Here is a 26,690-nt window from a genome sequence, read left to right as displayed (position 1 = left end):
GCGGAATTTGGTCATGCAAGCGCTTTATTTGGCCGGTTTGGGGCAAATTTGGGGTTGGCCTCCTTGTTTCGAAGCAGCGCACACGCGCGGGTCAAATCGCTCGTTCTTTCTCCGTTCTATTTCCTTCTGTTCCGTAGCTTCTTTTTCGAAAGGACGATGCAGCGTGCGTCATCGTGTTCCTGCGAGTCGCGCGAATTCCACAACGTCGTCACGAGGACCCACGACGACCAAAACGTCGCCCACGTTCAGTGCCGTCTCACCATGTGGCACAATTTGGAGTCCGTCGCGTACGATGGACAAGATGAGCAGATTGCCGGGCAATTCCACGTGCATCAGGCGCGCCTGGTGCAAGTCGCGGTTGTAGAGGCGGATTTCCTGAATCTGAAGGTTGACTGGCGCCTCCAGCAGCTGCGTGGAAATTGGATAGTGCATCCATTGGTCCATCAAGGTCACCGAGGACAACTGCGGGTTGACGACGGAGATTCCCTCATCCGCCTGGTGCGCTCGGTACAGTTGAAGGTCGCGGACGAGGCACAGCGAAGGCTGTACGCCGGCTGCCGCCGCCGCCTTGGCTTGCTTCAAATTCTCCAAGTCGTTGTCGCCGTATGCCACGAACGCCCGGGTGGAGGCGACATCGTAATCGGGTGTTTCATCCGATTGAAACCACCGGCATTCTTCGTCTCGCTTGCGAATTTGTTCCACCAGGAATTGCGCACCCGGCGAATTGCCGACGACCACAAAGTAACGGTCCGGCACTTTGAACTTGCGCGGCAACAACTTTCCAAATAGAACTGGAGAAATCACAGAAGTGAGCATGGCCACCAAAATGATCGCGGTGTCCACCCCAGGGCTGATGGCGCCAATTTTCAGGCCGACCGCTGCGGCAGCGACGGTCACGCTCATCTGGGTGGTCAGGAGAAACCCGCCTGCCATGGTTTGCCGCCATGGGTACTGCGTGCGCAGAATCAACACGGGCAAGGCCTTAAACAGATAAGTGGCCACAAACAGAATCGGCAGCAGGATGAGCGCTTTCGGGTCGCCGAACAAGGAGTGAATGTCGAAGTTGACGCCCACCATGATGAAAAAGATTGGAATGAGGAAGCCAAACCCGATGGCGTCCAGCTTGCTGTAGATGTCCGACCGCTCTCGCTGGTTGACGAGACTGACCAGTATGCCGGCAAGGAACGTACCCAAAATCACCTGCACACCCAGGGACTGCGAAAGGACGATAAACACCATCATCAGCGCAAGACAGGCGCGAATGCCAAGCTGCGCCGTACCGTGGGCCAATCCGCGCAGCGCGCTGAAGCCCATGAAGCGGCGAGACACGCGGTAGAGCAAGATTAAAACCAGAATCAGCACGAACACGAGAAACACGCTGGATGAAAATCCGCCTCGAAACAGGGAAACGGCCACAGAGATCAGCGACATCGTCACAAAGTCTGCAAATACGGCCGCTGCGAGCAGCAACTGCCCGAAGGACGTGGACAAAACGTCATACTCCTTCAGGACCGGAACCACGACCGTCAGCGAGGTGGTCGTGATGATGAGCGCCATCAACAACGGGCTGCGCACCATGTGGTGGTGATACAGGGATTCGGACAGCAGATAGGATAAACCAAACGTCACAAGGCACGCGAAAATGGCAAAGGAAGGCGCGCTCTTCAACCATCTGCGAACCCCTTGGACTTCACGGGTCGGCGGCAGTCGCAGTGCGCCGAAGTCAATTTCAAGGCCGGAGACAAACATCAGGTAGGACAGCCCGAAAAACTGCAGGAAGTTCAACCAGTCGCTGGCTTGGATGATATTGAAACCACTCTTGCCCACAACAATACCAACCAAAATTTCGCCAACGACAATCGGAATTTGAAATGCCCGAATGCGGTTGACCAGCAAGGGCACCAGCAAAGCCAACAGGGACACGATGAGGAGCGACGTCACAGAAAATGCGGAACTTTCCATGGCCAACTCCTTTCGAAAAAAGTACGAAGATTGTAACACAGGGTGAAAGATTTGATCAAAGACGGGTACAGGTCGTTAGGGTGCGTTCAGACAGTTGCTTTTCAAGGGAGGTTCCGGTATGATCGACCTATAACTGAATGCAAGAAATGTTCCTTCGGGGCAGGGTGAGGCAGGGCGTTGCGTCGTGCCAATTCCCGATCGGTGGTGACGCAAATGCGAAGTCCACGAGCCGAATGGCTGTATCCGACAGAGTCGACCGACAAGGTTGACGATACGGTGTCGGGTCGTGCCATCAGGCATGAACTGGTGAAATTCCAGTACCGACGGTATAGTCCGGATGAAAGAAGGATCTTCTCCAGCGGCATGTGCGTGCGATGCGCAGGCGTAGTTCATTCCACGGTCAAACCTGTACGGGGTTTGTTTGGGTACGCGACAGTGCGACGTTGATTCTATCTCCATCGCCAGCGCACCTCAATACTTGAAACAGGTGTCAAGAGATGGGTGCTTCTACATCGGCCGTGGTTGGAACACCGATTGAAAAGATCAACTGCCCCCTGGATGCTTCCAGGGGGCTTTTTGCAGCAAGGTACGGCCCGAAGGGTCATCGTCTGAGAACAGGAGGTGCCCTATGTCAGAGGCGGAGCGCTTGATGCAAATCGCGCTGAGGTTAGCCGAGCTTGGCCGTGGCCAGACATCTCCCAATCCGATGGTCGGCGCCGTGATTGTGCAACATGGGGAAATCGTCGGGCAAGGCGCGCATCTGAAGGCCGGTGGACCTCACGCAGAGGTTCATGCCTTGCGGATGGCTGGCGACCGCGCGAAAGGGGCGACGGTCTACGTCACCTTGGAGCCGTGTGCGCATGTTGGGCGTACGCCGCCGTGTGCGGACGCGCTCATTGAAGCTGGCGTCGCAGAGGTGGTCGTTGCCTGTACGGACCCCAATCCGGAGGTCAGCGGGGCCGGCATTCGACGGCTGCAGCAAGCAGGGATTCGCGTTACGGTGGGTGTCCTGGAGAAGCAGGCCCAGGCGCTCAACGAAGCCTACTTTCACTGGCGGGCCACGGGGCGGCCATTCGTCGTGTGGAAGTGTGCGGCAACCTTGGATGGTTACATTGCGACGCACCAGGGGGACAGCCGCTACGTCACGAGTCCAGAAGCCCGCCAGTCCGTACACCAGTTGCGTCAAGAGCATCCCGCCATCGCTGTCGGCGTAGGGACGCTGCTCGCGGATAACCCCCAGTTGACCATTCGGCTGCAGGGGCGCCCTTTGAACGCCTGGCAGCCGCTGCGTGTGGTGTTCGACTCGAACTTGCGGTCTCGGCCCGACGCAGAAGTGTTCCAAGGGCCCGGAAAGACGCTGATATATACGTCGGTTTCGGATGTGAAAGGTGGGCGCGCGGCCCAATTGCAGGCGCGCGGTGCGGAGATTCAGGTCGTTGAAGCTGACTTGCACGGGCGGGTTTTGCTGCCGGCTGCTTTGAACGACCTGGGTCAACGCGGCTTGACCAGCGTGCTGGTGGAGGCTGGACCCACGGTGGCGGGGGCGCTCCTGCGAGACCGGCTCGTGGACAAAGTTGTCTATTACATTGCACCCAAGCTCCTCGGCGGCGGGATGACTGCTGTACAGGGGCGTGACCCAGAGCGGATGTCGGAAGCCTTGCGCCTGACCCGCGTGTCGGTCAGTCAGATTGGGCCGGACCTTCGCGTGGAAGGCTATGTTTCAAAGCTGGACACACAACACTGAATCGGGGTTTGAGAAGGTGTAGGGATTGTTTACCGGATTGATAGAAGAGGTCGCCACTGTGCGGCGCATCGAATCCGTGCGCGACGGTGCGCGTATTGAATTGGCTGCGAAGCGTGTGCTGGAGGATGTTCAGTTGGGAGACAGCATCGCGGTCAACGGCGTGTGTCTGACCGTGACCACCTTCACTTCCAACGCGTTCACGGCTGACGCAGTTCCGGAAACCATGCGCCGGACGAATTTGGGGCGGCTCAGACCGGGGGCTCGTGTCAACCTGGAGCGGGCGCTGCGGGTTGGGGACCGGCTGGGAGGACACCTCGTGTCCGGTCACGTCGACGGCGTTGGCATTCTGAAGGACCGCGTACCAGAAGGCAATGCCGTGGTTCTTTCGGTTGCAGCGCCGCCCGCGCTGGCACGCTATATTGCGGAAAAGGGGTCAATTTGCATCGACGGGGTCAGCCTGACCGTGATGGACGTGCAGGAAAGTACCTTTCGGGTGTCCATCATTCCGCACACGGGCCTGGCCACAACACTGCTGACCGTTCCTGTGGGAGCCGAGGTGAACCTGGAGTGCGACGTCATCGCGAAGTACGTGGAGCGCCTGCTTGGATTGGATACATCGTCGCGCCCGCATACGGTGAGGGCAGACGTGGCGTCGCCGGACGGCGGCGGGGGGATGAATCTCGAGTTTCTTCGTGAAAACGGGTTTATATAGTCCCCCGCCTTGCAACGGAAAATCAGGGGACTGCCAAAGGAGTGGTAGAGGTGTTTGATTCCATAGCGGATGCGCTGGAAGACTTGCGGCAAGGCAAGATTGTGATTGTGGTGGACGACGAAGACCGGGAAAATGAGGGTGACTTTGTCGCCATTGGGTCGCGCGCTGACGCCGCTGTGGTCAACTTTATGATCACGCACGGACGGGGATTGCTCTGTGTGCCGATTACGGAGGAACGTGCCAAGCGCCTCGATTTGCATGAGATGGTTGGGAAGAACACCGATTCCTACGGAACGGCCTTCACCGTGTCGATTGACCACGCACAAACGCATACGGGCATTTCCGCGTTTGAACGCGCCCAGACGATTGCGGCAGTGGTGGATGAAACCACGGGACCAGAGGATTTCCGCAAGCCGGGACATATCTTCCCGCTGATTGCCAAAGACGGCGGGGTATTGCGGCGCGCCGGGCATACGGAGGCCGCGGTCGACCTGGCGAGGCTGTGCGGGGCGCCGCCGGTCGCCGTGATCTGCGAAATCCTGAATGAAGACGGAACGATGGCACGGCTGCCGCAGCTGGAGAAGTTGGCGAAGCAGCATGGGTTGAAGCTGATTTCCATCGCGGACTTGATTGCCTATCGGAAACAGTCCGAACAACTGGTGGAGCGCGTGGTCGAGAACGACCTTGGCGGACCAGCGGCGAGCGCGATGCTGCCCACGAAGTACGGGCCGTTTCAGGTGTTCGTGTATGTGAACAAACTGGACGGAAAGGAACACGTGGCGCTTGTCAAAGGCGAGATGGACGGCAGCCCGACGCTGGTGCGGGTGCATTCGGAATGCCTGACGGGCGACGCGTTTGGGTCACTGCGGTGTGACTGCGGGCCGCAGCTGGAGGCCGCACTGCGTCAAATTGGTGAATCGGACAAAGGCGTCTTGGTCTACCTGCGCCAGGAAGGACGCGGCATTGGCTTGTTGAACAAGATTAGGGCGTATGCTTTGCAGGACGAGGGCGCCGACACGGTGGAGGCAAACCACAAGCTCGGATTTGCCGATGACCTTCGGGACTACGGCATCGGGGCGCAGATTTTGTACGACTTAGGCGTTCGCCAAATGCGGCTGTTGACCAACAACCCGCGCAAGGTCAAGGGCATTGTTGGGCACGGACTGGAAGTCGTCGAACGGGTGCCGCTGGAAGTGGAGCATAATCCGTTCAATGAACAGTATCTGCACACCAAAAAGGAAAAACTGGGGCACTTATTGCATCTATAAGCAGTGCAAAGCACAGGTACAGGAGGAAACATGACATGGGCGTTCGTGTGTTGGAAGGCAATTTACTCGGACAGGGACTGAAGGTCGGGATTGTCGTGTCCCGCTTTAACGAATTTATCACCTCCAAGTTGTTGGCGGGCGCGCTGGACGCGCTGAAGCGCCACGGGGTCGATGAGAACGACGTAGAGGTGGCGTGGGTGCCAGGCGCCTTTGAAATTCCGTTCGTCACCAAGCAGATGGCGCAAAGCGGCAAATACGACGCAGTGATCGCGCTCGGTGCCGTGATCCGCGGTTCGACGCCGCATTTCGACTACGTCGCTGGCGAGGTTGCGAAGGGCGTCGCGAGTGTTGGCCTGACATCGAACACACCGGCGATTTTCGGGGTGTTGACCACCGACACGATTGAACAGGCGATTGAACGGGCTGGCACCAAGGCAGGCAACAAGGGTTGGGAAGCGGCAGCTTCCGCGATTGAGATGGCAAACCTGACGCGGGCTTTGCGGTAGGGGCTGGCGCGCGGCGGACGAAGGCGTGATGTTGATGCGTCAGGCAGTCCAAAGCGTTTCTGAAGAGGAGAAGCTGGGAACGTGTGAGTGATGGCTCGACACCCGTCGGGTGGTTACTCAGACGTTCCTTTTTGTTTCCTTGCATTTCTTGAATACTTCAGAAGGCGTTACTCGCTTTTTGTAGAACCTTTCATATCGGGTGTTTCTGTAAGGAATTCTCTGGCAAGGGGCGCTGTGATTGACGGATAAAGATGAGCAGATTCGTTCGGTTGAAGTGCTTGAGCGACTGTCATCCATTGGCCAGATTGCGGCTGGGGTAGCGCACGAGATCCGCAATCCGCTGACGACGGTCAAAGGGTTCTTGCAGATGCTGCGAGATGAGCATGACTTCAAATACTGGGATGTCGTCTTTTCGGAGCTCGACCAGGCGCTCGTCACCATCCAGAGCCTGCTGGCCGTTTCCAAACCCAGTTTGCAGTCCGAATCTCCAACCGATTTTTCGCTGTGCGTGGAACTGGAGAATGTGTTGTCGCTCTTTCAGCAAGAGACCTACCGCATTCAATTTGAAAAGAAGTGGAATGACAAGTCGACGCGCATTCGCGGCAAGCGCAATCAAATCAAACAGGCATTGTTCAATTTGGTCAAAAATGCATGCGAAGCGATTGAAGCGACAGGCGTCATTCAGCTTGAGCACCATCGCACCGGGGACACGGTCATTCTTTCCATCACGGACAGCGGTGTGGGCATGTCTGAAGAGAGCCTGAGCCGCCTGGGCACCCCCTTCTTTACCACCAAGGCGGAAGGGACAGGGATGGGCCTGGCCCAGGTGTACTCCGTATTACATGAAAATCACGCCTCGGTTCAGGTCGAGAGCCAGCCGGGGCAAGGGACAACCTTTACCATACAGTTTCCTGTATCGCCAATTTACCGCGACCAAGATGGGGGTACCTTGCGCATGTCCAATGTGCAACTGATGCAATCAGACGATATCCGTGAGTTCTTTCGAATCAACCAGGCGAAGTTTAGTGAGCTGCTGGAGGAACAGGCAGCCACGACGTTTCAAATCGTGTCTCAATCCAAGTTCGTCACGAAACAAGACCTCCTCGAACATGCTTATCAAATCACGGAACTCGTACTGGACGGCCTGACCCAGGATATTGTGGAGTTTGCCCAGGAACGTGGTGCTGCCTGGGCGAAATCAGACATTCCCATCATCTCGAAAATGGAGTGGTTTTACGCGCTGCGCAAGGTGATTTGGCTGTTCCTTGAGCGGTTCTATTCAGACAAAGACATTGACGCAGCGAGTGTGTTTGGCATCGCCGACCGGACGGCCGAAGCGCTCGACAATTTCATCGTCCACTTCAATGTCAGCTTCACGAAGCATCGTGAAGAGGGTGTGAAGACACAAAAGGCGATGATTGAAGCGTTGAGCGTGCCGGTGATTCCACTGCTTGACGAAATCGGCGTCCTTCCGATTGTCGGAACACTGGATAATGAGCGCTTGCATATGATTGAAGGCAGGCTTCTGGAACAGTTGGAGACCAGCGGGATGAGACAGGTCTTTATCGACCTCTCAGGCGCCTTTATTGCGGAAGACGTGGACATGTCCATCCTGGACCGCATTCTTTTAGGGGCGGCGTATTTGGGGTGCGACACGACGCTGACAGGCATGACGGCACGTGTCGCGCGAATGCTGCTGGATGCGGGCGATGGGTTCCGCACGCGACTTCATGTGGAACCCACTTTGCAGCAAGCCTTGCAAAAGGCGCTGCATGCCCGTTGACGCACGCGATTTGTCGGTGTTTGTCGGCGATGGGACGCGTCAGCGCAATGCCTTATCGGCCTTGAAACTTGGGTTTTCGTTTCTCCATCATCGACATGACGCCTTCCCGGACGTCTTCCGTACCAAAGCACTGGCGGATGGACGACAGCTCGCGGCGCAGCTGCGCCAGCAAGTCCGTTTCCGGGCTGGCGGCGAGCAGCCGTTTGGTCAGCGTGATCGCGATGGGCGGTCCTTCTGCGAGCTGTGCGGCAAAGGCTGCCACGCGCTCGGCGAAGGCGTCGTCCGGAAACACATCGTTGACTAGTCCCATGCGCAGGGCCTCCTCGGCTGACACGTCGCGGCCCGTGAAAATCAGCTCGTTGGCCTTGGTCTGACCGACAATCCTCGGCAGGAAGTAGGTCAGCCCCGCATCCGGGGAGAGGGCGCGGCGGATGTAGCCGGTGGTGACCCTGGCGCTGGCGGCCATGAAGCGCAGGTCGCAGCTCAGGGTCATCGCGAATCCGGCGCCTGCCGCCACCCCGTTGATCGCGGCGATGACCGGTTTGTCATTGCCGACAATGGCCATCGTCAGCCGTCCGACCCAGGCCATGTCATCCAGCGCATCGTGCCGCGTTTCCACTTTGCGGTTCGCCACGGTCGTCAAATCGAGGCCGCTGCAAAAGCCTCGGCCTTCCCCTGTGATGACGATAACCCGCACGCTGTCGTCTGCGGACGCTTCGTGGAGTGCGGCGATGAGCTGGCTCGCGAGCGCGTCGTTGACGGCGTTGAGGCGCTCCGGGCGGTTGAGTTTCAGCGTACGAACCCCGCCGGCATTGTCAATCAGCAATTCAGACATGATGTCCTCTCCCTTCGGAAACAGCAGCGGGAGGGACTCTGTTTCCCGGCCCTCCCGCGCACTGTGGATGTTACGATTTTGGCCCCTTGACTGCCAGGGTGAGCGGCTTCCCGTTGACGTCCCAGTCCTTCCGGAGGTCTGCGTCCTGCAGGTTGTCGTCGCCAATGCGCAGCTCGGCGATGAGCACCGTGCCGGCGATGGCTTCCTGGTTGCGCTGCAGAATGTCGAGCACCTCGGCGTCGCCGGCGGCGGCGAACGTCACGCGGTCCGTCACGTTGTAGTCCACTTCCTTGCGCATCATCTGCATCTTGGAGATGATTTCACGAACGTAGCCTTCCTCGACCAGTTCGTCGGTCAGTTCGGTGTTGAGCCCGACAAACCCGCGGCTGCTGACGGTGACGAGGCCCGGGAACGAGGCGTGCCAGCGAATCTCCGCGTGGCCTTCTGCCCTGGAAATCGTCTGGCCTTCCAGGACGACTTCGCCGCGTTCCTGGAACGCCCGCACCTGTTCGGGCGTGGCCGACTTGGCGGCTTGGTTCAGCACGGGAACCAGCTTGCCGTACGCCTTCCCAACTTCTTTCAGGTTCAAATAGAGTTCCGGCTTCGCGATGTCCTCGAGCGCTGCGAACCGGACTTCCTTCACGTTCAGCTCATCCTTCAGGGTCTCGCTGAACTTCTCCAGCACCGCGCGCTGGCTCTCTGGAACGAACAACGCAAGGAGCGGCTGGCGTGTCTTGATTTTGCTTTCGTTGCGCAGGTGACGTCCGCTCTCCACGACGCGCAGCACCTGGTCCATCTCGGCAATCAGGTCACTGTCGATGAGCGCGGCGTCCGCCGTTGGAAAGTCGCACAGATGCACGCTCTCCGGGGCCTCTGGATGGGCCGTCTTGACGACGTTCTGGTAAATCTCTTCCGCAATGAAGGGTGTAAACGGCGCAATCAGCTTGCTCAGCGTTTCCAGGCACTCGTACAGCGTCAGGAAGGCGGCCGCCTTGTCCGGCTCCATGCCGGGCGCCCAGAAGCGGTCGCGGCTGCGCCGGATGTACCAGGTCGACAGCTCGTTGACAAACTCCTGCAGTCCGCGCGCCGCCGCCGTCGCGTCGTACGCGTTCAGCCAGTTGTCGACGCGGCGGACGGTGTCGTGCAGACGGGCCGTGATCCACCGGTCCAAGAGCGGCCGCTCCGGCACAGGCACGTGGTGTGCCGCGGGCTGGAAGCGGTCGATGCCTGCGTAGAGCGCGTAGAAAGCGTGCACGTTCTGCAGCAGGTCGATGAACTTGGCTTTGCTTTCCGCCACCGCCTTGTGGTAGAAACGCTGCGAGTTCCACGGCTGCGTGTTCGAAAGGAAGTAAAACCGCAGCGCGTCGGCGCCGTGCATGTCCAAGGCTTCAAAGGGGTCGATGACGTTGCCCTTTGACTTCGACATCTTCTTGCCTTCCTCGTCGAGCACGTGCCCGAGCACCAGCACGTTCTTGTACGGCGCCTGTCCCGTGACCAGGGTGGAGATGGCGAGCAGACTGTAGAACCAGCCGCGCGTCTGGTCAATGGCTTCGCAGATATAATCGGCCGGGTACAGGCGCTCGAACGCGTCCTGGTTCTCAAACGGGTAGTGCAGCTGGCCGAACGGCATGCTGCCGGAGTCAAACCACGCGTCGATGACCTCCGGCACACGCCGCATCTCGCCGCCGCAGGCACACGTCCAGGTGATGTCGTCAATGTACGGCTTATGCAGCTCCTGCGGCAGCCGGCCCGCGAGCTGCTCCAGTTCTGCTTTTGACCCGACACAGTGTTTGTGGCCGCACGATGCACACACCCAGATGGGCAGCGGCGTGCCCCAGTAGCGGCTGCGGGACAGGTTCCAGTCCACCATGTTCTCCAGGAAGTTGCCAAACCGGCCTTCCTTGATGTGTTCGGGCATCCAGTGGACAGCATTCGAGTTGGCAATCATCTGCTCCTTCACCGCTGTGGTCTGGATGAACCAGCTGTCAATCGCGTAGTACAACAGCGGCGTGTCGCAGCGCCAGCAGTGCGGGTAGGCGTGCTCGTGCTTGTGTTTCTCAAAGACGAGTCCACGGCCGGCCAGGTGCTTGACGATGTCGACGTTCACGTCTTCATCGCGCACGAACCGCCCTCTAAAGTCGGTCACATCGTCGGTAAAGCGGCCTGTCAAGTCGACAAAGTTGCAGTAGATCACGCCGTTTTCCCGGCACACGCGGTAGTCGTCCTCGCCGAACGCCGGTGCCATGTGGACCACACCTGTACCAGACTCCGCGGTCACGTGACCCGATGGCACGACGACGAACTTTTTGCCTTCGACCTGGACGTAGTGGAACACCGGTTCGTAGGTGGAGCCGACGAGCTCCCGACCGGACTTGCGGTCGACGATGGTGTCCTCCGGCTTCATGAACGACGCACGCAGGTCGTTTGCCACCCAATACCGTTCACCCGTTTGCGCGGATTGGAAGCATACGTAGGTCAGGTCTGGATTGACCGCCAGTGCGACGTTGGACGGCAGGGTCCACGGTGTCGTGGTCCACGCCAGGATGTATGTGGGCGCTTGTGCGCCGGCATTCTGTGCGGATCCGGCGGCCAGCGCCGGTCCGCCCGTGACGCGGAACTTGGCGGTGACGGTCAGGTCCTTCACGTCCTTGTAGCCCTGCGCCACCTCATGACTCGACAGCGTCGTTTCGCAGTGCGGACAGTACGGACTTACCCGGTGCCCCTGATACAGGTAACCCTTGTCGAAAATCTGCCGCAGCAGGTACCATACCGTTTCAATGTAGTCATCCGACAGGGTCATATAGGGATGTTCCATATCGACCCAGTAGCCGAGCCGTTCGGACATTTCCTTCCACAGTTCCTCGTATACGAAGACACTGTTGCGGCACTCGTTAATGAAACGCTCCACACCAAACGCTTGAATCTGCTTCTTGCCGCTGATGCCGTACTTCTTTTCGATCTCGATTTCCACCGGCAGCCCGTGCGTATCCCAGCCTGCCTTGCGCTCGGTGTGGTACCCTTTCATCGCCTTGTAGCGCGGGTACACGTCTTTCATCACGCGCGTAATGACGTGGCCGGAATGAGGGCGCCCGTTCGCCGTCGGGGGACCGTCGTAAAAGACAAACTCCGGTCCGCCCTCCCGCTGCGCCTGACTCTTGCGGAAAATGTCCTGGGCTTGCCACATGTTGAGGATGCGTAATTCGCGCGACTTGGCGTCTTCTTTCGCATCCACCTTTCGCGGCGCCTGATGAGCGCCTGGTTGACTCGTCAAGGTTTTTTCCTGTGCCATACGAATGTTCTCCTTCCATCAGTTGCGGACAAACCTGGGATGGCATCGGCTCGGCGGAGGCCGTGCGCGGTGGCGGGCCCATCTCGTCCGACAATCGAGTAGGAGGGGGCGCCTAGCCCCCGACCTCTCACACCACCTAGCATGCGGGTCCGCACTAGGCGGTTCATGAAACACCACGAAGCTGCAAATACCTCTCCTGGAGACTCCGCAGACCTAGCGCCTCAAAGTACGCCTTGTCCATGGCATGGTTCAGGTTCTTCGCCATCTGCCATGGTCCACGGCGCGAGTTCGCCATCATATGGACGGCCCATTCTGGCTGGTTCAGTGCCCGAAGTTTGGTGTAGCGGGTTTTCACCCGTTTCCACTGCTTCCAAATGCACATTCGGAGCCTCCGGCGTATCCATTCATCGAACCGTTCACAGTGCCCTTTCATCTGCGCAAGTCGGAAGTAGGCCACCCAGCCCATGATGTATGCATTGAGTTGTCTTATCCGCTCCGACAGCGGCATGCTCCGCGTTCGACGTGTGATCTGGCGCACCTTGTCCTTGAATCGCTCAATCGTCTTGTCAGCCAATCGGATCGGCGCCTGCTTCCCATACAGGAAGCTGTACCCCAGAAACTTTCGCCTCTGCGGTCTGTCTACGGCACTCTTTTCCCGATTCACTTTGAGTTTCAGGCCTTCTTCCAGGTATTTCGTGAGCGAAGCCATCACCCGTTCCCCAGCTCTGCGCGACTTCACATAGACGTTGCAATCGTCCGCATAGCGGACGAACCTGTGTCCACGTTTCGTGAGTTCACGGTCGAAGTCGTCCAGCAGGATGTTCGCCAGTAACGGACTGAGCGGGCCTCCTTGCGGTGTGCCTTCTTCGCTCCTCACCACGACGCCATTCTCCAGTACTCCGGCGTTCAAGTACGCCCGTATCAGTCTGAGAACTCGCTTGTCCTTCACCTTTCGTGCCACACGTGCCATGAGCATGTCGTGATTGACGCGGTCAAAGAACGCAGCCAAGTCCATATCCACTGTCCATGCGTACCCTTCCCGGATGTACTCCTGTGCTTTGAGCACCGCGTCCTGGGCTTTGCGCCTTGGGCGAAACCCGTAGCTGTTTGGTGAGAATGTCGGGTCGAAGATTGGGTTAAGCACCTGAAGAAGTGCTTGCTGAATGAGTCGGTCGACCACGGAGGGAATCCCCAGCTTCCTCTTCCCGCCTCCGGGTTTCGGAATCTCGACCCGCCTGACGGGTTGAGGCTTGTAGGTTCCCGCGAGCAGCTGCTGACGGATGTCAGCCCAGTGCGTCTGGACGTACGACCGTAGTTGTTCTACCGTCACTCCGTCCACGCCCGGCGCTCCCTTGTTCGATTCGACTCGATACAAGGCCCGCAGCATGTTCTCTCGCTGCAGTACCTCTTCCAGCAAGGCGGTATTGCCTTCGCAGGATGGGGTCTGTCTTTGTGCCGACGACGAACTCGGCCCTCGCTCTCCAGCCTCTCGCGGCTTCACCGCTACCCTCTGGGAGGAGGCCCCTTGCGGGGTATTCTGCTGTCTCTGCTCATCGTTCGAACGCATCCAGTCCATCCTCATTTCATGTTCGACCCTTCCATCGACAAGCGCTTGCCGATGTACTATGGCCTCTGCTGACTCCTGCCCGTTCAGCGCCACCTCCCGGTCGCGGTTACCAGCTTTACTGGCGTACCGGACAGGCCTCCCCGGATAAGAGCGGTCTCTTTCCTCTCATGCACCCGCCGCAGTTTACTGCAACAGCCCTTGGTGACTTCGGACTTCGTTGTGTTGAGGCAACTCGTCCAACTGCCACAGCCTCAAATGCGATTCGTGTACCTCGGGTCGAGAGTTTGCCTCCAGCTTCCTTCAGATTCCGCCTCGCAACGGACACCTTTGCTCTTGGCTAACGGTAGGTATGTCACCAACCCCCGTTCGGGACTTTCACCCTATAGAAACCGCCCATGCCGGGCGTACACACAAAAAGCCGCCCCGCGAAGGGGCGGCTTCCAGCCGCTGTACCACCCAACTTAGCGTATCGTCTCGCGCCGGTCGTCATGACCGGACCCGTCGTCGTACGCTCCATTTGGTCCCGTAACGTGGGAAGACGATCCAGCCTACCAGCCCAGCCTGTCCGGCAAGCGCGTTCGGTGGATGGCTCGGAGGGGATGTCGAACCTGGTGGATGAATGGGTTCTCAGCGGGTCCCACTCTCTGTCATCATCCAGTCTCAGGACGACGCGTCCTCGTCATTGCGTCATCAATACAGTTATTGTCACTATTGTAGCAAATCCAGCCACACCCCTCAACGGTTCTGCTGTTGGCTTCCCCCTGCTGTGTGGTACAAGAGTCAGGATGTTGTCATGGATACCCGTACAATTCTGGGCTCGGGTCTCGTACTATGTCCTGAGAGGATTTTTTTGTGTCTGGACAGCACAAGATGTCTGCATGGGCACAAGAACTGATTCAGACAGGCGGCCCCCCGCGCGTGATGCCCGCGCGCGCATGCCGTCTGTCGACAACGCGAGGTGAGCCAATTGGCGCGAAAGTACGCAATTCGCATCGCGATCGGCTTGGTTGCTGTCATCGCGGTGTTTGTGGGCGTCTTCACGGCGCTGGTGCAGTTCATCCCGTTTGACACCACCAAACTGCAGAGCATGACGACACCGACAGTTGTTTATGGCGACAATGGGCAGACCATGCTTCAGATTGCAGCGCCTGGAGAGTCCGACCTGACCTATCAACAAATCCCGAAGGTCCTCCAGAATGCGCTGGTCGCCACGGAGGACCACAATTTCTGGAACAGTTCCAGTGTCGACGTGCGCGGCATCCTGCGCGCCGCGTTCGTAGACTTGTGGTCGGGAAGTTTGTCCCAGGGTGGCAGCACCATTCAGGAACAGTTGGCCAAAATCGTGTTTCTCAATGACAAAAAGACGTTCAGCCGAAAGATTCAGCAGGTCGTGCTGGGCGTACAAATCAATCGCCACTACACAAAGCAAGAGATTCTGACCATGTATCTGAACAAAGTCTATCTGGGCGAAGGTGCAACCGGTGTGGAACAGGCAGCACAGCGGTATTTTGGCATTGACCTTCGCAAGGACCCGCACCTGACCCTGGACCAGGCGGCCCTTTTGGCCGGGTTGCCGCAGGCGCCAAGTGCCTATGACCCGCTGCAGAATCCTCACGCAGCGTTGACGCGGCGCAACGAAGTGCTGCAGAACATGGTCAAATACGGGTATATCTCGCAGGCTCAGGCGACCGCCGCGGAGAAGCAAGGACTGGGTGTGTCCTATCATGCTCTTCCCGATGATCCATGGGAATCCAATCCAATTCTGATGAACTTCCTGTTGGATTACCTACAGAACCACATGCCAAACGGCGAGAGTATTACGCCGCAGCAAGTGGAGCAGGGCGGGCTGAAGATCTACACCACGCTCGACCCGAAGGTCCAGCAGGCGGTCGATACCGTATTTGGCAGCACGAACTACAATGGCGATTTCCCTGGGCCAACCTCTGGCACCATTGTGGAAGGTGCAGGTATCTTTGTCGACCCGAAGACGGGCGGCATCCTCGGTGCTGCCGGGTCGCGGGGACAGGATGCTGTGGCGCTCGGCTATGACCGCGTCTATGCCAAGAGTTCCCCGGGTTCGTCGATTAAGCCCATCATCGACTACGCACCGGCCATCCAAAGCGGAAATTGGGGGCCGAATTCGATTCTCAACAACGCGCCGCAAACGTTCCCGGGCAACTACCGTCCGTCCAACTGGGAGGGTGAAGGGCCGACCCGGGTTACGCTGCAATATGCCCTGACGCAGTCTCAAAACATTGCATCCGTGTGGCTGTTGCAGCAAATTGGGCTGCAGACCGGAATTCAGTTTGCGGAGAATGACGGAATTACGTTCACCGACCAAGAGAAGAACGAGCTGTGCGCTGCCATCGGCTGTGAGGACGTCACGCCGGCTCAGATGGCGCAGGCCTATGAGCCGTTCGACGACAACGGCGTGCAGATGCAGGAGCATTTGGTGAACAAGATTGTGAATCAGGAAGGCAACGTGATTTATCAGTACCAGCCGTCCTCCAAACAGGTCATGACGCAGCAGACGGCACAGACGATGACGCAGTTGATGGAGGATGTGGTTCAGAACGGGACTGGTACCCGTGCGCAGGTGCCTGGCTGGGGGGTGGCTGGCAAGACTGGGACTGTGCAGTACGATACCTCGGAATCCCATCCGGACTGGATTCGCAACGGCTGGTTTGACGGCTATACGCCGACCATGGTTGGGTCTATCTACATCGGGTACGACAACACGGATGCAGAACATCATCTGGAGTGGACGACGCTTGACCCGTCGGCCAACTGCGCGATGATCTTCAGTGACATCGTGAAACTCGCAGTCCAGGGCGAGACGCCGCAGCAATTCAACATCCAGCCGAGCCAACAGACGCCGCAGCCGAATCAAAACACCCAGAACGCCGTGACCAACCTGACAGCTTCCTGGAACGCGGCGGCGAACGCGGTGCAGTTGAGTTGGCAGACGTCGTTGACCGGTACGAAAAGCTTCGTCATCGAACGTTCGACGGTGTCTGCGCCAGCGGGCGGACAGGGCAGCAGCCAGATGGAGCAAATCGGTCAGGTGTCGACGACAACCTTTGACGATTCCAGCGTGCAGTTGGGCGGCACCTACACCTATGTCGTGCAGGCGGTGGATCCGACAACTGGATCGCCCATCGGCCAGGCGCAGTCTGTCACGGTGACGGTGCAGGCGCCGGGTGTAGGAACTGGCGGTGGTCCGGGAAATTCCACCGGGGGCGGCCTGGGGGGCCAGGGCACGGGCAATGGAACGGCCCCGGGCACGGGGCCAGGCACGGGCCCAGGCACGGGCGGTAATGTCACAGGCGGCGCCCCCGGACCGGGCAACGAGACCGGCGGCGGTGGATCAAACACGACCAACAGCACGCCGACGACCGGATCCGGCGGAGGCAATTCCACTGGCGGTGGGTCTGGCAATAACGGCGGTGTACTCGGCGGGTTGTAAGGGCGTGCTCGGGCTGCAAGGGCGCGCTCGGGCTGTAAGGGCGAAGCGAAAGCGATGGGGGTAGGGTGAACGTGAGCGCAGGCAAAGAGCAAGGGAAGAAAGCGGTCGTGATCCTCAGCGGGGGACTGGACAGTACGACTTGCATGGGGATTGCGAAGGACCGCGGATACGAGTTGTACCCGCTGACATTTGACTATGGACAGCGCCACAGTGTCGAGGTGGCGCACGCCAGGCGGGTCGCCGCGTTTTACCATGCAACGGTGCATCAGGTGGTGAAGATGGACTTCTTGCGGCAAATCGGCGGCAGCGCATTGACGGACGACAACGTGGAGGTGCCGACCACGGGGGTCGGGGAAGACATTCCGGTGACCTATGTGCCCGGACGCAACCTCCTGTTTCTGTCGATGGCGGGCAGCTACGCCGAAGTGATTGGCGCAAACGCGATTTTCATCGGCGTCAACGCACTGGACTACAGCGGCTACCCGGACTGTCGGCCGGAGTTTATTGCCGCCGTACAGGAAGCCATTCGCGTGGGCACGAAGGCGGGGGTGGACGGTCACCCCATCACCATTGAGGCGCCGCTGATGCACTGGACGAAGGCAGAAATCATCCGCGAAGGGATGCGGCTTGGGGTTCCGTACGAACTTACGACCTCCTGCTACCAAGGCGGCGAAGAAGCCTGCGGCAAGTGTGACAGCTGCCGGCTGCGCTTAAAGGGCTTCGCGGAGGCGGGGTATACGGACCCGATTCCATACCGCAAGTAAGGGGAAGGAAGGGACGGGGCGAGCCGTTGGGGCTCGTCCTTTGTTTTTTGGGCGGGATGAGGCAGGAAAGGCGCCTAAAGCGTCGGGATCTGAGGCCGCTGGGGGCGCCGCTCGGCATGCGGCGGCTTAGGGAAGGAAAGGCGCCTTGTGTGCCTAGCTAAGCTAGGCGCAACTTGTTGGTGAAAGTCCAACCGAGGTAGGGACCAAGCCGCCTCGTAGCTAGCAGGCATCTGGCGGTGAGAGCCTAAGGATGAAGCCCTGTGAAAAAAATCCTAGAAAATAGGTGAAGCAAACCTGCAGGCTGTAACATGAAGTGAATCCTGCCGCATCGTTATAACTGACCCGAAAGGGACAAGAGGGAGCCGAGCCCCGAGGGTACGGGTGAAGGCCATGGAACACACGAAGATCTTGGATGAGCAGTGTGGAAGAACCCTCCGGTGTATGGGGAACGGCATGCAGGGACAGTTGCGTCTGGAACTAGGGAGACCCTACCCCGCACGGCAATAGCCGTAAAGCGTGAGCCTATAAGCCGAAGAGGTGAAGTGGCGAGCGGCGGAGAGGGAGTCGGAGGGGGCCATAGTACCGAAGAAGCGGAGCAACATAACTCCGTGGAGGGAAGGGCGTGCACGAGCACACTACCCCGCTTTGTTCACGGGTATCTGAGGGAGGTAAGAGCGAGTGAATGCAGTGAACACTGCTAACTACACCAAAGTAAAAGCTCGAGAACTCCAAAGAACCCTCTACCTTGCTGCGAAGGCGAATGCCAAGCGAAGGTTTCATTCCCTGTATGACAAGGTATACAGGTCGGACGTGCTGTGGGAAGCATGGAGACGAGTCAAGGCAAATCGAGGAAGCGCGGGAGTGGATGGGGTAACCATCCGACACATCGTGGAGGAGTACGGAGAAGAACAGTTTGTGCGGGAGACACAGGATCTGCTGAAAAAGGGCACATATCGGCCGCTGCCAGTGCGGAGGAAGAACATCCCGAAGGCGGATGGCAAGGAAAGGCCGCTGGGGATACCGGTCATCCAGGACCGTCTGGTGCAGATGGCGTCGAAGATGGTGCTTGAGCCCATATTCGAGGCGGATTTCAAAGACTGCTCGTTTGGGTTCCGACCCAAGCGCAGTGCCAAAGACGCTATACAACGAATTCAGCGGACTGTGAATTACGAGAATACCTATTGGGCTGTCGATGTGGACATCTCAGGGTATTTCAACAACATCCCGCACGACAAGTTACTCATGCTGGTCAAGCAAAGAGTGAGCGACCGGCGGGTACTCAAGCTCATCAGGCAATGGCTCAAGGCCGGGTACGTGGAAGAAGGCCTGTTCCACGAAACGGAATTGGGAAGTCCGCAGGGGGGAGTCATCTCGCCACTGCTGGCGAACATCTACCTGAACTACCTCGACACCGTGTGGGAGAGGAATTACACGCACCTCGGTAAACTGGTACGATACGCCGATGACCTTGTGATTCTGTGCCACAAGAAGGCTGATGCGCTCAAAGCCATCCAAGTCCTGAAGGCGGTGTTTCAGCGGCTGGAGTTGCGCATGAACCGGGAAAAGTCCAAGCTGGTAAGCCTTTGGCCGGGAAAGCCGGGATTCGACTTTCTGGGACACCATCACCGGTACATGCCGATGATGCGACCGGGGGGACGGGTGTGGAACGCGTTTCGGAGCTATCCGTCGAAGAAGTCCATGAAGAAGATGAGGGACAGAGTGCGAGAGGAACTTGCCCCACGAAACCGCCTGTACTGGACCGTACAACAGGTGGTAAGCAGGCTGAACCCCATTATCCAAGGATGGACGAATTACTACACGGCGGCGGACCCGAAGGCGAGCAGGAAATTTCTTGCCAAGATAGACTGGCACATCTCACGACGACTGATACTGTATTGGCGCAAGAAGTACAAGCGCAGCCGAAAGAGCCAATCTGAGATTATGAAGGCATTTCGGGGCATGGGACTGAAGTCTGTAACAGGCTATGGTGCGTAGCTATAGGGCGCAAGGTGAAGAACATCGGAAAGCCGTATGAGGGAAAACCTCACGTACGGTTTGATGAGGAGGGGCTGGTTGCCCAGCCCTTTACTCTACAAGGGGCGGGACCCCGCCGGCCGCGACGCGGTGGGACCCCGCAGGAACGCAGACGGCCGCCCGCCGCGATCCGTTTAAACGTCTCCCTTTTCTCCGTCTTCCGGGGTATTGACCATGTGCGCTGCCGTCATCGCCAGCCGCTCGAACATGACACGCCGCAGCTCCCCCTGCAGCCCAATGTCGTCCATGGCACCTGACATGCAGTGGAGCCAGGCTTGTGCATGGGCCCGCGTAATCGGGAACCGCAGGTGGCGGTAGCGCATCATCGGGGCACCGTACTGTTTGGCATACAAAGCAGGCCCGCCAAAAAACTGGGTGAGAAACGCCTTTTGCTTTTGCCGGATCTCCGTGAAATCGTCGGGGAACAACGGCTTCAGCAAAGGATCCTCTGCGACGCGGGTATAGAAGTGATCGACTAACGCGTGTATGGTGGCTTCTCCACCGGCGATATCGTATATCGTTTGGGTGGCGGCCGGTCGATTGGGCCGCGCCCGGTTCATCTCGGCGTTGGACTCAGACATCTGCTATTCCTCACTTTGTCATCAAATTCCCTGTGGTTGAACACGGTCCGCCGTGCGCGCGGCGACAAAAGCAATCTGCTGCTGCCATTACAAATGGTACCTCCCAACAGTGTAACATGGTGTGTCGACGATCACGCTCGATGCGATGATGCGTCCGGTGAGTCCGCAGCGGCCGCCGTTGCCGCGTCATCGGTTGGCAGCCAGGTCGGCGGGGGGCGACGCATGTCCCGCTGGCGTGTGATTGTCCGTCCGGTGTGCGATATAATGAAACCAAATTGGGCAGATTTGGCTTGTGCCGAGGGAACAGATTCATCCGCATGCGGGTGGCAGCCTGTTTGCAGCAAGGGGGAATGTCCATGGTCAATCCGTACGACAAGGCCTACGAATTGGCGGATGCACTGAGGCAAAGTGACGCATTCCAACGATTGCGGGATGTGAAGCAGAAGATTGAAGCCGATCCGGCCGTGCTTGAGATGCTGCAGGATTATCGGAAGCGGCAAATGGAACTGGAGCAAAAGCAGATGCTGGGTCAAACCCTCACCGAGGAGGAACGCTCGGCGTTTGAGAAACTAACGGAAGTGGTCAATCTCAACATGCTGGTTCGCAACTATTTGGAAGGCGAGCGGCAGCTCGGCGTAATCTTCTGGGACATCCAGGGGATTCTTGCGAAAGTGATGCAAGAGGCTGGGATACAGCCGCCGCTGGCAGACGAGGCGTCAGGCAGTACAGGCGCTGGGGGCTGAGTCCTCGCCGAAGTCAACCATCTTGACCCAACCATCTTGATGCAACCATCCTCGAAAGGAGTTGGATTGAACCATGAAGATTACATACCACGGTCATGCCTGTTTTACCGTTGAAGAAGGCGGCCACGCGATTATTATTGACCCGTTCCTGTCCGGCAACGGCAAAGCGGATATTGGTCCGCAGGATGTGAAAGTCGAGGCGATTTTGCTGTCCCATGGACATGGCGATCACGTCGGAGACACGGAACAAATTGCCCGCGCCAACAAGGCGACCATCATCGCGCCGTTCGAGCTGGCGATGTTTTTTGGCCGGCAGGGCTTCAATGTGCACCCGATGCACTTGGGCGGGGGGCACACCTTCTCCTTTGGTCACGTGAAGCTGACGCTGGCGTTCCACGGGTCTGGGATTGAATTGGAGGATCGGATTGAATATGCCGGAAATCCGTGCGGATTCCTCATCACAATGGGTGGAAAGACATTCTATCATGCGGGCGATACGGGCTTGTTCGGGGATATGAAGTTGATTGGTGAACGAAACAAGATTGATGTCGCGGCTTTACCCATCGGCGACAACTTCACCATGGGCCCGGATGACGCGCTTTTGGCGGCCGAGTGGCTCCGCGCCCCGCAGGTCATTCCGATGCACTACAACACGTTCGACCTTATCAATCAGGACGGCCAGTCGTTCGCGAAAGCGGTCGACGCCAAAGGCATGAAGGGCGTCGTTCTGGAACCCGGTCAGTCGCTGGAAGTATAAAGTCAGGCAAAAGCTGGGCCGGGGAATCTCCCCGGCCCAACAAGTATCGCGCGCTTAATGTGCGCGGTCAGCCATTTTCACCATCACGCGCGCGAGGGTTTGCTGTTCATCCTCTGTGCTGGCATCCCACATTTGCTTCAGCAAACGTTCCTGCGCATTTTTCGGGTCCACCTTGTTCGCCAGGAAGTCTCCCATCTTGGCTGCGACCTGTGTAATCCGGTCGTTTGAGACCCCCATGGATTGCGCGCGATCGACTTGGGCACCAAGGAATTCCTTCCATCGGTCGAAATTTTCTAACGCATTTTCCATTGCATCCTGCATCCCCACGGCCATGCCCCCTTCTGAAGTGAATCCAAGAAACATCTAAAGGGTTCCGCAATGTCTCGTTTTGTATGCATGGAAAGCATACGCGAAGGGGACGAGGCATATAGATGATTCAAGCCACGCAAAGGGGGACAGACCATGCGGAGAAAAACCTTGCCCGGGCGCACAGCCAGACGGCGGGCCATAGTATATACCTGTGCACTGGTGGCCCTGGTGGCGTACGGCCTCCCGCGGATCCCGGCGTTACAGCACGGCCTGGGCGGTTCCTTCAGCGTCATCTGGATTTTATTTGCCGGGCTGGCGATTGCAGCGAACTTATACTTTGTCGTCGGGGCCGACCGGGAGCGCAGCCGCATCCTGGAAGAGCGTGAATTGTTCACCTCACGGTCGGCGGCTTCGCCAGTCCGCCGCGAACGCGGACGAGCCTGAGGGAATGAATCAGTCAGCGGCACATGCCTGAACGCCGGCATGTGCCGGGGCACGACAAGATAAATGCCTGCGGACAAGCTGATTTATGTATGTCTCGTCCAGAACACAACGCCTGCCGCGCACAACAGGCAAAGCAGGATGGCGCCAATGGGTTCAATCGCTCCGGCCAAAATCTGCACTTGGGTTCATCCCCTTCTGGAAGCTGTCTTTATGGAAGCTGTCTTTCTGCAGTGATGTCCCGCGAACCCGACGGTTGCGAATCTGACTGCTTTCGTGCGGCTGCAACATTCGTCCACGCACTACAATATCTTCCCCGTACCGATCACGCAAGCGATCTGTCACTTCCGTGAGTTTCCGCAGCCGATCACGCCTGTCGTCGGTCAACCGCGGTTCTGGGTCGGCCGCCGGCACTGCAACGTCGGCAAACAGCGGCAGCAGAACTTGTGTACCAGGCGCATCTTCGTTCCCGGCCACGGAGGATACACCGTCGGCTTCGGCTGACTGCAGATTTTGAAGCGTTACACCGAGCAAGCGTACTTTGCGGTCAGTGCGGCGGTGCTCCGTCATGAGGGCGAGTGCCTCCCGGTAAATCTCCTCGGTCAGCTGCGTCGGCACGGGCAGTGTCCGGGACCGTATGATGGTCTCGCGATTTGCGTAGCGGATGGTAAGCTGCACGGTACGCCCCGCCAGACCGTGCCGTCGTACCCTGCGGCCCACTTGGTCAGACAGGTTCATCAGTACCATCGCCAGCTCGTTTGGTTGGTCTGCGTCTTTCGACAGCGTGATGGAGTGTCCAATGCTCTTCTGCGCATCCGGTTCCGCCTGCACGGGCCGATCATCCAATCCGTTTGCCCACGCCCTCAATTCCAGTCCGCGTTTCCCGAGCGACCGCAGCAACGGCTCCGGTCGAGCGCGGGCCAAGTCTCCGATCGTTCGAATGCCAAGCCGTTCCAGCCGCTGTGCCGTCTTCGCCCCTGCGCCAAACATACTTTGGACGGGCAGCGGCCACAACAAGGCGGGGACGTCGTCCAGCGTGATGACCGTCAGCCCCATGGGCTTCCGAAAGTCGCTCGCCATTTTGGCCAAGAACAGGTTCGGCGCGATCCCGATCGAACACGGCAGTCCCAGTTCTTCGAGGATGCGTTGCTGCAGGGTTTGCGCAATTTCTTGAGCTGTCCCAAACTGACGGCTGCCTGTGACGTCGGCAAAGCACTCGTCGATGCTGACAATCTCCACTTGCGGGGTGTAACACCGCACCAGCGCAAACACGCGCTTGGCGTACTTGCGGTACAGGTCGAAGTCAGGGTGAATGACAATCAGGTCCGGGCACACGCGCAGCGCCTCCTGCACCGTCATGGTCGCCCGGACGCCGCGTTGACGCGCCTCGTAACTTGCCGTTACCACCACGCCGTGCCGCGTTTGCGGGCTTCCTGCGACCGCGGTCGGGCGGTTCTTGTACAACTCGGGCTCCTCTGCCGCGTGGCAGGAACAATAAAAGGCGTTCATGTCGATGTGCAGAATCGAGCGGTTCAATGTGCACTCCTGCCCGTTTGCAGTCATCGCCTGTGCCTCCTCTGTGTTCCCTGATCGCATCTTCTCACAATCTTATCGTGTCGTGGTATAGTTTTGGCAACGGGTGGTCCAGGCATGCCGCCAATCGGCGGGGCTTGACCATACCCCCGCTTCGGACAAATTGCCAGGGTACCTGGTTTCAGGGGGCAACAACGTGAAAGAGAAACGACACATGCGAATTAAGGAAATTGTCAGCCAGCGCGAGATTGAAACCCAGGAAGACCTGGTCAAGGCGCTCGAAGAATCTGGATTTCCGGTTACGCAGGCGACGATTTCCAGAGATATCAAAGAACTGCAGTTGATTAAAGTGGTCGGCAGTAATGGACGCTACAAGTATGCGATTCCTGTCTCCGCTGCGCCGGTTTCCGCCGACGCCCTGCGCCGGAGACTGGCAGACGTATTTGTGTCGCTCCGCCGCGCCAATAACCTGCTGGTTCTTCGCGTGGCACCCGGCAACGCGCACGCCATCGCGTCTATCCTGGACAATATGAACCTTCCTGACCTGCTTGGAACGCTGGCGGGCGACGATACGCTTCTGCTCATCTGCGCCGATGAAGCATCCGCCAAGTCACTGGCGTCGTGGCTGGCCTGACGCGGCTGACCAGCGGTGCTAGAGCGCATGCCAAACGGCGATCGTCAGCACACCGCCCACCATGGCCCATAAGGGCTTTTTCGTAAGCAGCGCCACGACGAGCGCGACCAGGGTGGCAGAAAGAAACGCCCAGTCCAGATGGCCCGCCGTTGCGGGGTGCCACACCACCGCTGGCGCCACCATGGCGGCGAACACTCCGATGGGAATATAACTGAAGGTGCGGGCGATGCGCGGGGAAGGGCGCCACGTTCGACCCAGCAAGATGGCTGGCCAGCGAGTCAAATAGGTCGCGATGGCGCAAAGTGCCACCAGTACTGCAAAACCAGCGCCGGTCTCGTACAGATGGGTCCCGGTCATTTACGCGTCACCCCATATCCAAAGCTGACGGCAGCGCCAGCCAGAATGGCACCGCTGCTGCCCCAAGCGCGATACACAACGATTGCGACGACTGCTGCCAGGATGGCTGCGATGACGTGGCTGCGGTGTTTCAACTGTGCCGCGAGCAATCCCAGAAAGGCACCGATGTAGGCAAAATCAAGCCCATAGCGGGACGGGTCGCCAATTAGTCCCCCAGCCAGGAAGCCAAGGGCTGAGCTGATTTGCCAGGGGAAAAAGATGGCGCTGCCAGCACCTGCCATATAGGCTGCGGTAATGGGCCTGGACTGGCTGGCCACAGCCATGATGCTGAAGCTCTCATCGGTCAGTCCGTGCGCGAGCCAGGACAACCGCCGCGGCCGCAGCCGTGTCAGCGATGGGCCAAGTGTGAGTCCGTAAAGCATCTGGCGGGCATTCAGGAGAAAGGTGCCGACCACAATGGCGATGGTTGTGGCGCCTTGGTGGAGTAGGGAGAGAATGCTGAACTGCGACGCACCCGCAAACACGAAGATGGAAAGTGCCATAGCGCTGGAGAATCCGAGGTGGTTTGTGCTGCGCGCGAGGGCGCCATACGCAAACCCGTACGCGAATACACTGACAGACAAAGGAAACCCATCTGCAAGCGCCCGTGCAAAGTCCTTTTGCCAAGAGATCGGTTGTGCTACGCTTGCATTGTTGTGGGTGTACTGCACGTTTGAAGTTGGCACCCGCAACCCTTCCCGTCGTATGGTATAACTTACATTAAGAATAATATAGCATATAGAACGGAAGGGGCTCAAACCCATCGAACCGCAAGGCAGAAATGATGTCACCGTCCGCCTGGGGAACCGGCTGCGTGAGATGCGGCAGGAACGGGGCTTGTCGCTGGACAGGCTGGCCCAGTTGACGGGCGTCAGCAAACCCATGCTCGGTCAAATTGAACGGGGGATTTCCAGTCCAACCATCGCGACCTTGTGGAAAATCGCGAAGGGGTTCAATGTACCGTTTACGTCGTTCCTGGAGGATGAAGCGCCGCTGCAGCTGGTTCGCGCTGCCGACCAGACCGCGTTTTACGAAGACGAAGAACGTTACCAGGTCTTCAGCACATATCGTGCACCGGGAAGTCCCGTTGAGTTGTTTCGAATGATTTTGCAGCCAGGCTGCAAACGCGTCGCCGAACCGCACACCTCTGGCGTCATGGAGTCGGTGACGGTGTTTGAAGGGGTTCTGCGCATCACGGTTTCAGGCGGGACCTACGAGCTGCAGCCTGGGGATGCCTTGAACTTTGCCGCAGACATCCCGCACACCTACGAAAATCCGGGTCAAACAACGGCTGTTGCGCATTTGACGATGTTTTACACAACGGTCGGCGCCCGAACCTTGTAAGAACCTTGCGAGAATGGAGTGA

At 58.5% G+C, this 26,690-nt stretch carries 22 protein-coding genes and 1 riboswitch; of the genes, 13 read left to right on the top strand and 9 right to left on the bottom strand.

The genetic code is table 11. The features are described 5' to 3' along the window. Positions 1-168: 168 nt before the first annotated feature. Entirely contained in the window at positions 169-1,962 is a 1,794-nt protein-coding gene (locus JI721_RS03460) for a cation:proton antiporter (protein WP_274456691.1), read from the bottom strand. A 146-nt stretch (positions 1,963-2,108) separates the two neighbouring features. Further along, positions 2,109-2,315: riboswitch (FMN riboswitch) on the top strand. Between the two features lie 275 nt (positions 2,316-2,590). On the opposite strand from JI721_RS03460, the gene ribD reads away from it, so the two are divergent. From ribD to JI721_RS03435, 5 genes are all read left to right on the top strand, one after another. Continuing rightward, positions 2,591-3,706, top strand: coding sequence for a bifunctional diaminohydroxyphosphoribosylaminopyrimidine deaminase/5-amino-6-(5-phosphoribosylamino)uracil reductase RibD (gene ribD, locus JI721_RS03455; RefSeq protein ID WP_274456690.1), 1,116 nt, complete (start codon positions 2,591-2,593; stop codon positions 3,704-3,706). A 25-nt stretch (positions 3,707-3,731) separates the two neighbouring features. Further along, positions 3,732-4,418, top strand: a complete 687-nt coding sequence (locus JI721_RS03450; protein WP_274456689.1) for a riboflavin synthase — start codon at positions 3,732-3,734, stop codon at positions 4,416-4,418. A 50-nt stretch (positions 4,419-4,468) separates the two neighbouring features. Next, a complete protein-coding gene (locus JI721_RS03445; RefSeq protein WP_274456688.1) occupies positions 4,469-5,686 on the top strand; it encodes a bifunctional 3,4-dihydroxy-2-butanone-4-phosphate synthase/GTP cyclohydrolase II in 1,218 nt (405 codons plus the stop codon). 35 nt (positions 5,687-5,721) lie between these two features. Continuing rightward, positions 5,722-6,192, top strand: coding sequence for a 6,7-dimethyl-8-ribityllumazine synthase (gene ribH, locus JI721_RS03440; RefSeq protein ID WP_274456687.1), 471 nt, complete (start codon positions 5,722-5,724; stop codon positions 6,190-6,192). Positions 6,193-6,430: 238 nt separating this feature from the next. Continuing rightward, complete coding sequence (locus tag JI721_RS03435; protein WP_274456686.1) at positions 6,431-7,975, top strand: ATP-binding protein; 1,545 nt, start codon at positions 6,431-6,433, stop codon at positions 7,973-7,975. A 52-nt stretch (positions 7,976-8,027) separates the two neighbouring features. Here the strand turns inward: JI721_RS03435 and JI721_RS03430 are convergent, their stop codons facing one another. From JI721_RS03430 to ltrA (JI721_RS03420), 3 genes are all read right to left on the bottom strand, one after another. Then, complete coding sequence (locus JI721_RS03430) at positions 8,028-8,810, bottom strand: enoyl-CoA hydratase/isomerase family protein (protein WP_274456684.1); 783 nt, start codon at positions 8,808-8,810, stop codon at positions 8,028-8,030. A 70-nt stretch (positions 8,811-8,880) separates the two neighbouring features. Further along, the gene (gene ileS / locus JI721_RS03425; RefSeq protein WP_274456683.1) at positions 8,881-12,099 is read right to left on the bottom strand and encodes an isoleucine--tRNA ligase; all 3,219 of its coding nucleotides are present in this window, start codon (positions 12,097-12,099) and stop codon (positions 8,881-8,883) included. A gap of 163 nt (positions 12,100-12,262) precedes the next feature. Beyond that, on the bottom strand, positions 12,263-13,666 hold the full coding sequence (ltrA, locus tag JI721_RS03420; RefSeq protein WP_274456682.1) for a group II intron reverse transcriptase/maturase: 1,404 nt from the start codon (positions 13,664-13,666) through the stop codon (positions 12,263-12,265). A 958-nt stretch (positions 13,667-14,624) separates the two neighbouring features. Between ltrA (JI721_RS03420) and JI721_RS03415 the strand changes: the two genes are divergently transcribed. From JI721_RS03415 to ltrA (JI721_RS03405), 3 genes are all read left to right on the top strand, one after another. Then, positions 14,625-17,132, top strand: a complete 2,508-nt coding sequence (locus JI721_RS03415) for a transglycosylase domain-containing protein (RefSeq protein ID WP_407654067.1) — start codon at positions 14,625-14,627, stop codon at positions 17,130-17,132. 143 nt (positions 17,133-17,275) lie between these two features. Continuing rightward, on the top strand, positions 17,276-17,896 hold the full coding sequence (queC, locus tag JI721_RS03410; protein WP_274457637.1) for a 7-cyano-7-deazaguanine synthase QueC: 621 nt from the start codon (positions 17,276-17,278) through the stop codon (positions 17,894-17,896). A 678-nt stretch (positions 17,897-18,574) separates the two neighbouring features. After that, positions 18,575-19,891: a group II intron reverse transcriptase/maturase gene (ltrA, locus tag JI721_RS03405; protein ID WP_274456680.1), complete on the top strand. Its 1,317-nt coding sequence runs from the start codon at positions 18,575-18,577 to the stop codon at positions 19,889-19,891. A gap of 173 nt (positions 19,892-20,064) precedes the next feature. On the opposite strand, the gene JI721_RS03400 is transcribed toward ltrA (JI721_RS03405), so the two are convergent. Further along, positions 20,065-20,511 (bottom strand): globin domain-containing protein, encoded by a 447-nt coding sequence (locus tag JI721_RS03400; RefSeq protein ID WP_274456679.1) that lies wholly within the window; start codon positions 20,509-20,511, stop codon positions 20,065-20,067. Between the two features lie 356 nt (positions 20,512-20,867). Here JI721_RS03400 and JI721_RS03395 point away from each other — a divergent pair, with 356 nt between their 5' ends. Both JI721_RS03395 and JI721_RS03390 read left to right on the top strand, forming a co-directional pair. Next, the gene (locus tag JI721_RS03395) at positions 20,868-21,254 is read left to right on the top strand and encodes a YlbF family regulator (protein WP_274456678.1); all 387 of its coding nucleotides are present in this window, start codon (positions 20,868-20,870) and stop codon (positions 21,252-21,254) included. A 73-nt stretch (positions 21,255-21,327) separates the two neighbouring features. Further along, positions 21,328-22,011, top strand: coding sequence for a metal-dependent hydrolase (locus JI721_RS03390; RefSeq protein WP_274456677.1), 684 nt, complete (start codon positions 21,328-21,330; stop codon positions 22,009-22,011). Positions 22,012-22,065: 54 nt separating this feature from the next. Here the strand turns inward: JI721_RS03390 and JI721_RS03385 are convergent, their stop codons facing one another. Next, positions 22,066-22,332, bottom strand: coding sequence for a DUF3243 domain-containing protein (locus JI721_RS03385; RefSeq protein ID WP_274457635.1), 267 nt, complete (start codon positions 22,330-22,332; stop codon positions 22,066-22,068). Between the two features lie 141 nt (positions 22,333-22,473). Between JI721_RS03385 and JI721_RS03380 the strand changes: the two genes are divergently transcribed. Further along, the gene (locus JI721_RS03380; protein WP_274456676.1) at positions 22,474-22,764 is read left to right on the top strand and encodes a hypothetical protein; all 291 of its coding nucleotides are present in this window, start codon (positions 22,474-22,476) and stop codon (positions 22,762-22,764) included. A gap of 153 nt (positions 22,765-22,917) precedes the next feature. Here the strand turns inward: JI721_RS03380 and JI721_RS03375 are convergent, their stop codons facing one another. Next, positions 22,918-24,324 (bottom strand): DNA polymerase IV, encoded by a 1,407-nt coding sequence (locus JI721_RS03375; RefSeq protein ID WP_274456675.1) that lies wholly within the window; start codon positions 24,322-24,324, stop codon positions 22,918-22,920. A 184-nt stretch (positions 24,325-24,508) separates the two neighbouring features. Between JI721_RS03375 and argR the strand changes: the two genes are divergently transcribed. Next, the gene (gene argR, locus JI721_RS03370; RefSeq protein WP_274457633.1) at positions 24,509-24,928 is read left to right on the top strand and encodes an arginine repressor; all 420 of its coding nucleotides are present in this window, start codon (positions 24,509-24,511) and stop codon (positions 24,926-24,928) included. Positions 24,929-24,946: 18 nt separating this feature from the next. Here argR and JI721_RS03365 read toward each other — a convergent pair whose 3' ends face one another. Both JI721_RS03365 and JI721_RS03360 read right to left on the bottom strand, forming a co-directional pair. After that, positions 24,947-25,285 (bottom strand): AzlD domain-containing protein, encoded by a 339-nt coding sequence (locus JI721_RS03365; RefSeq protein ID WP_274456674.1) that lies wholly within the window; start codon positions 25,283-25,285, stop codon positions 24,947-24,949. Continuing rightward, the gene (locus JI721_RS03360; RefSeq protein ID WP_274456673.1) at positions 25,282-26,010 is read right to left on the bottom strand and encodes an AzlC family ABC transporter permease; all 729 of its coding nucleotides are present in this window, start codon (positions 26,008-26,010) and stop codon (positions 25,282-25,284) included. The genes JI721_RS03365 and JI721_RS03360 overlap by 4 nt, the downstream gene beginning before the upstream one ends. Positions 26,011-26,143: 133 nt before the next feature. On the opposite strand from JI721_RS03360, the gene JI721_RS03355 reads away from it, so the two are divergent. Then, positions 26,144-26,668, top strand: a complete 525-nt coding sequence (locus tag JI721_RS03355) for a helix-turn-helix domain-containing protein (protein WP_274456672.1) — start codon at positions 26,144-26,146, stop codon at positions 26,666-26,668. Positions 26,669-26,690 lie beyond the last annotated feature (22 nt).

The organism is Alicyclobacillus cycloheptanicus (assembly GCF_028751525.1).
Classification (GTDB): Bacteria; Bacillota; Bacilli; order Alicyclobacillales; family Alicyclobacillaceae; genus Alicyclobacillus_L; species Alicyclobacillus_L cycloheptanicus.
The sequence above is the reverse complement of the archived record's forward strand: the minus strand, read 5'-3'. Positions and strand labels throughout refer to the sequence as shown.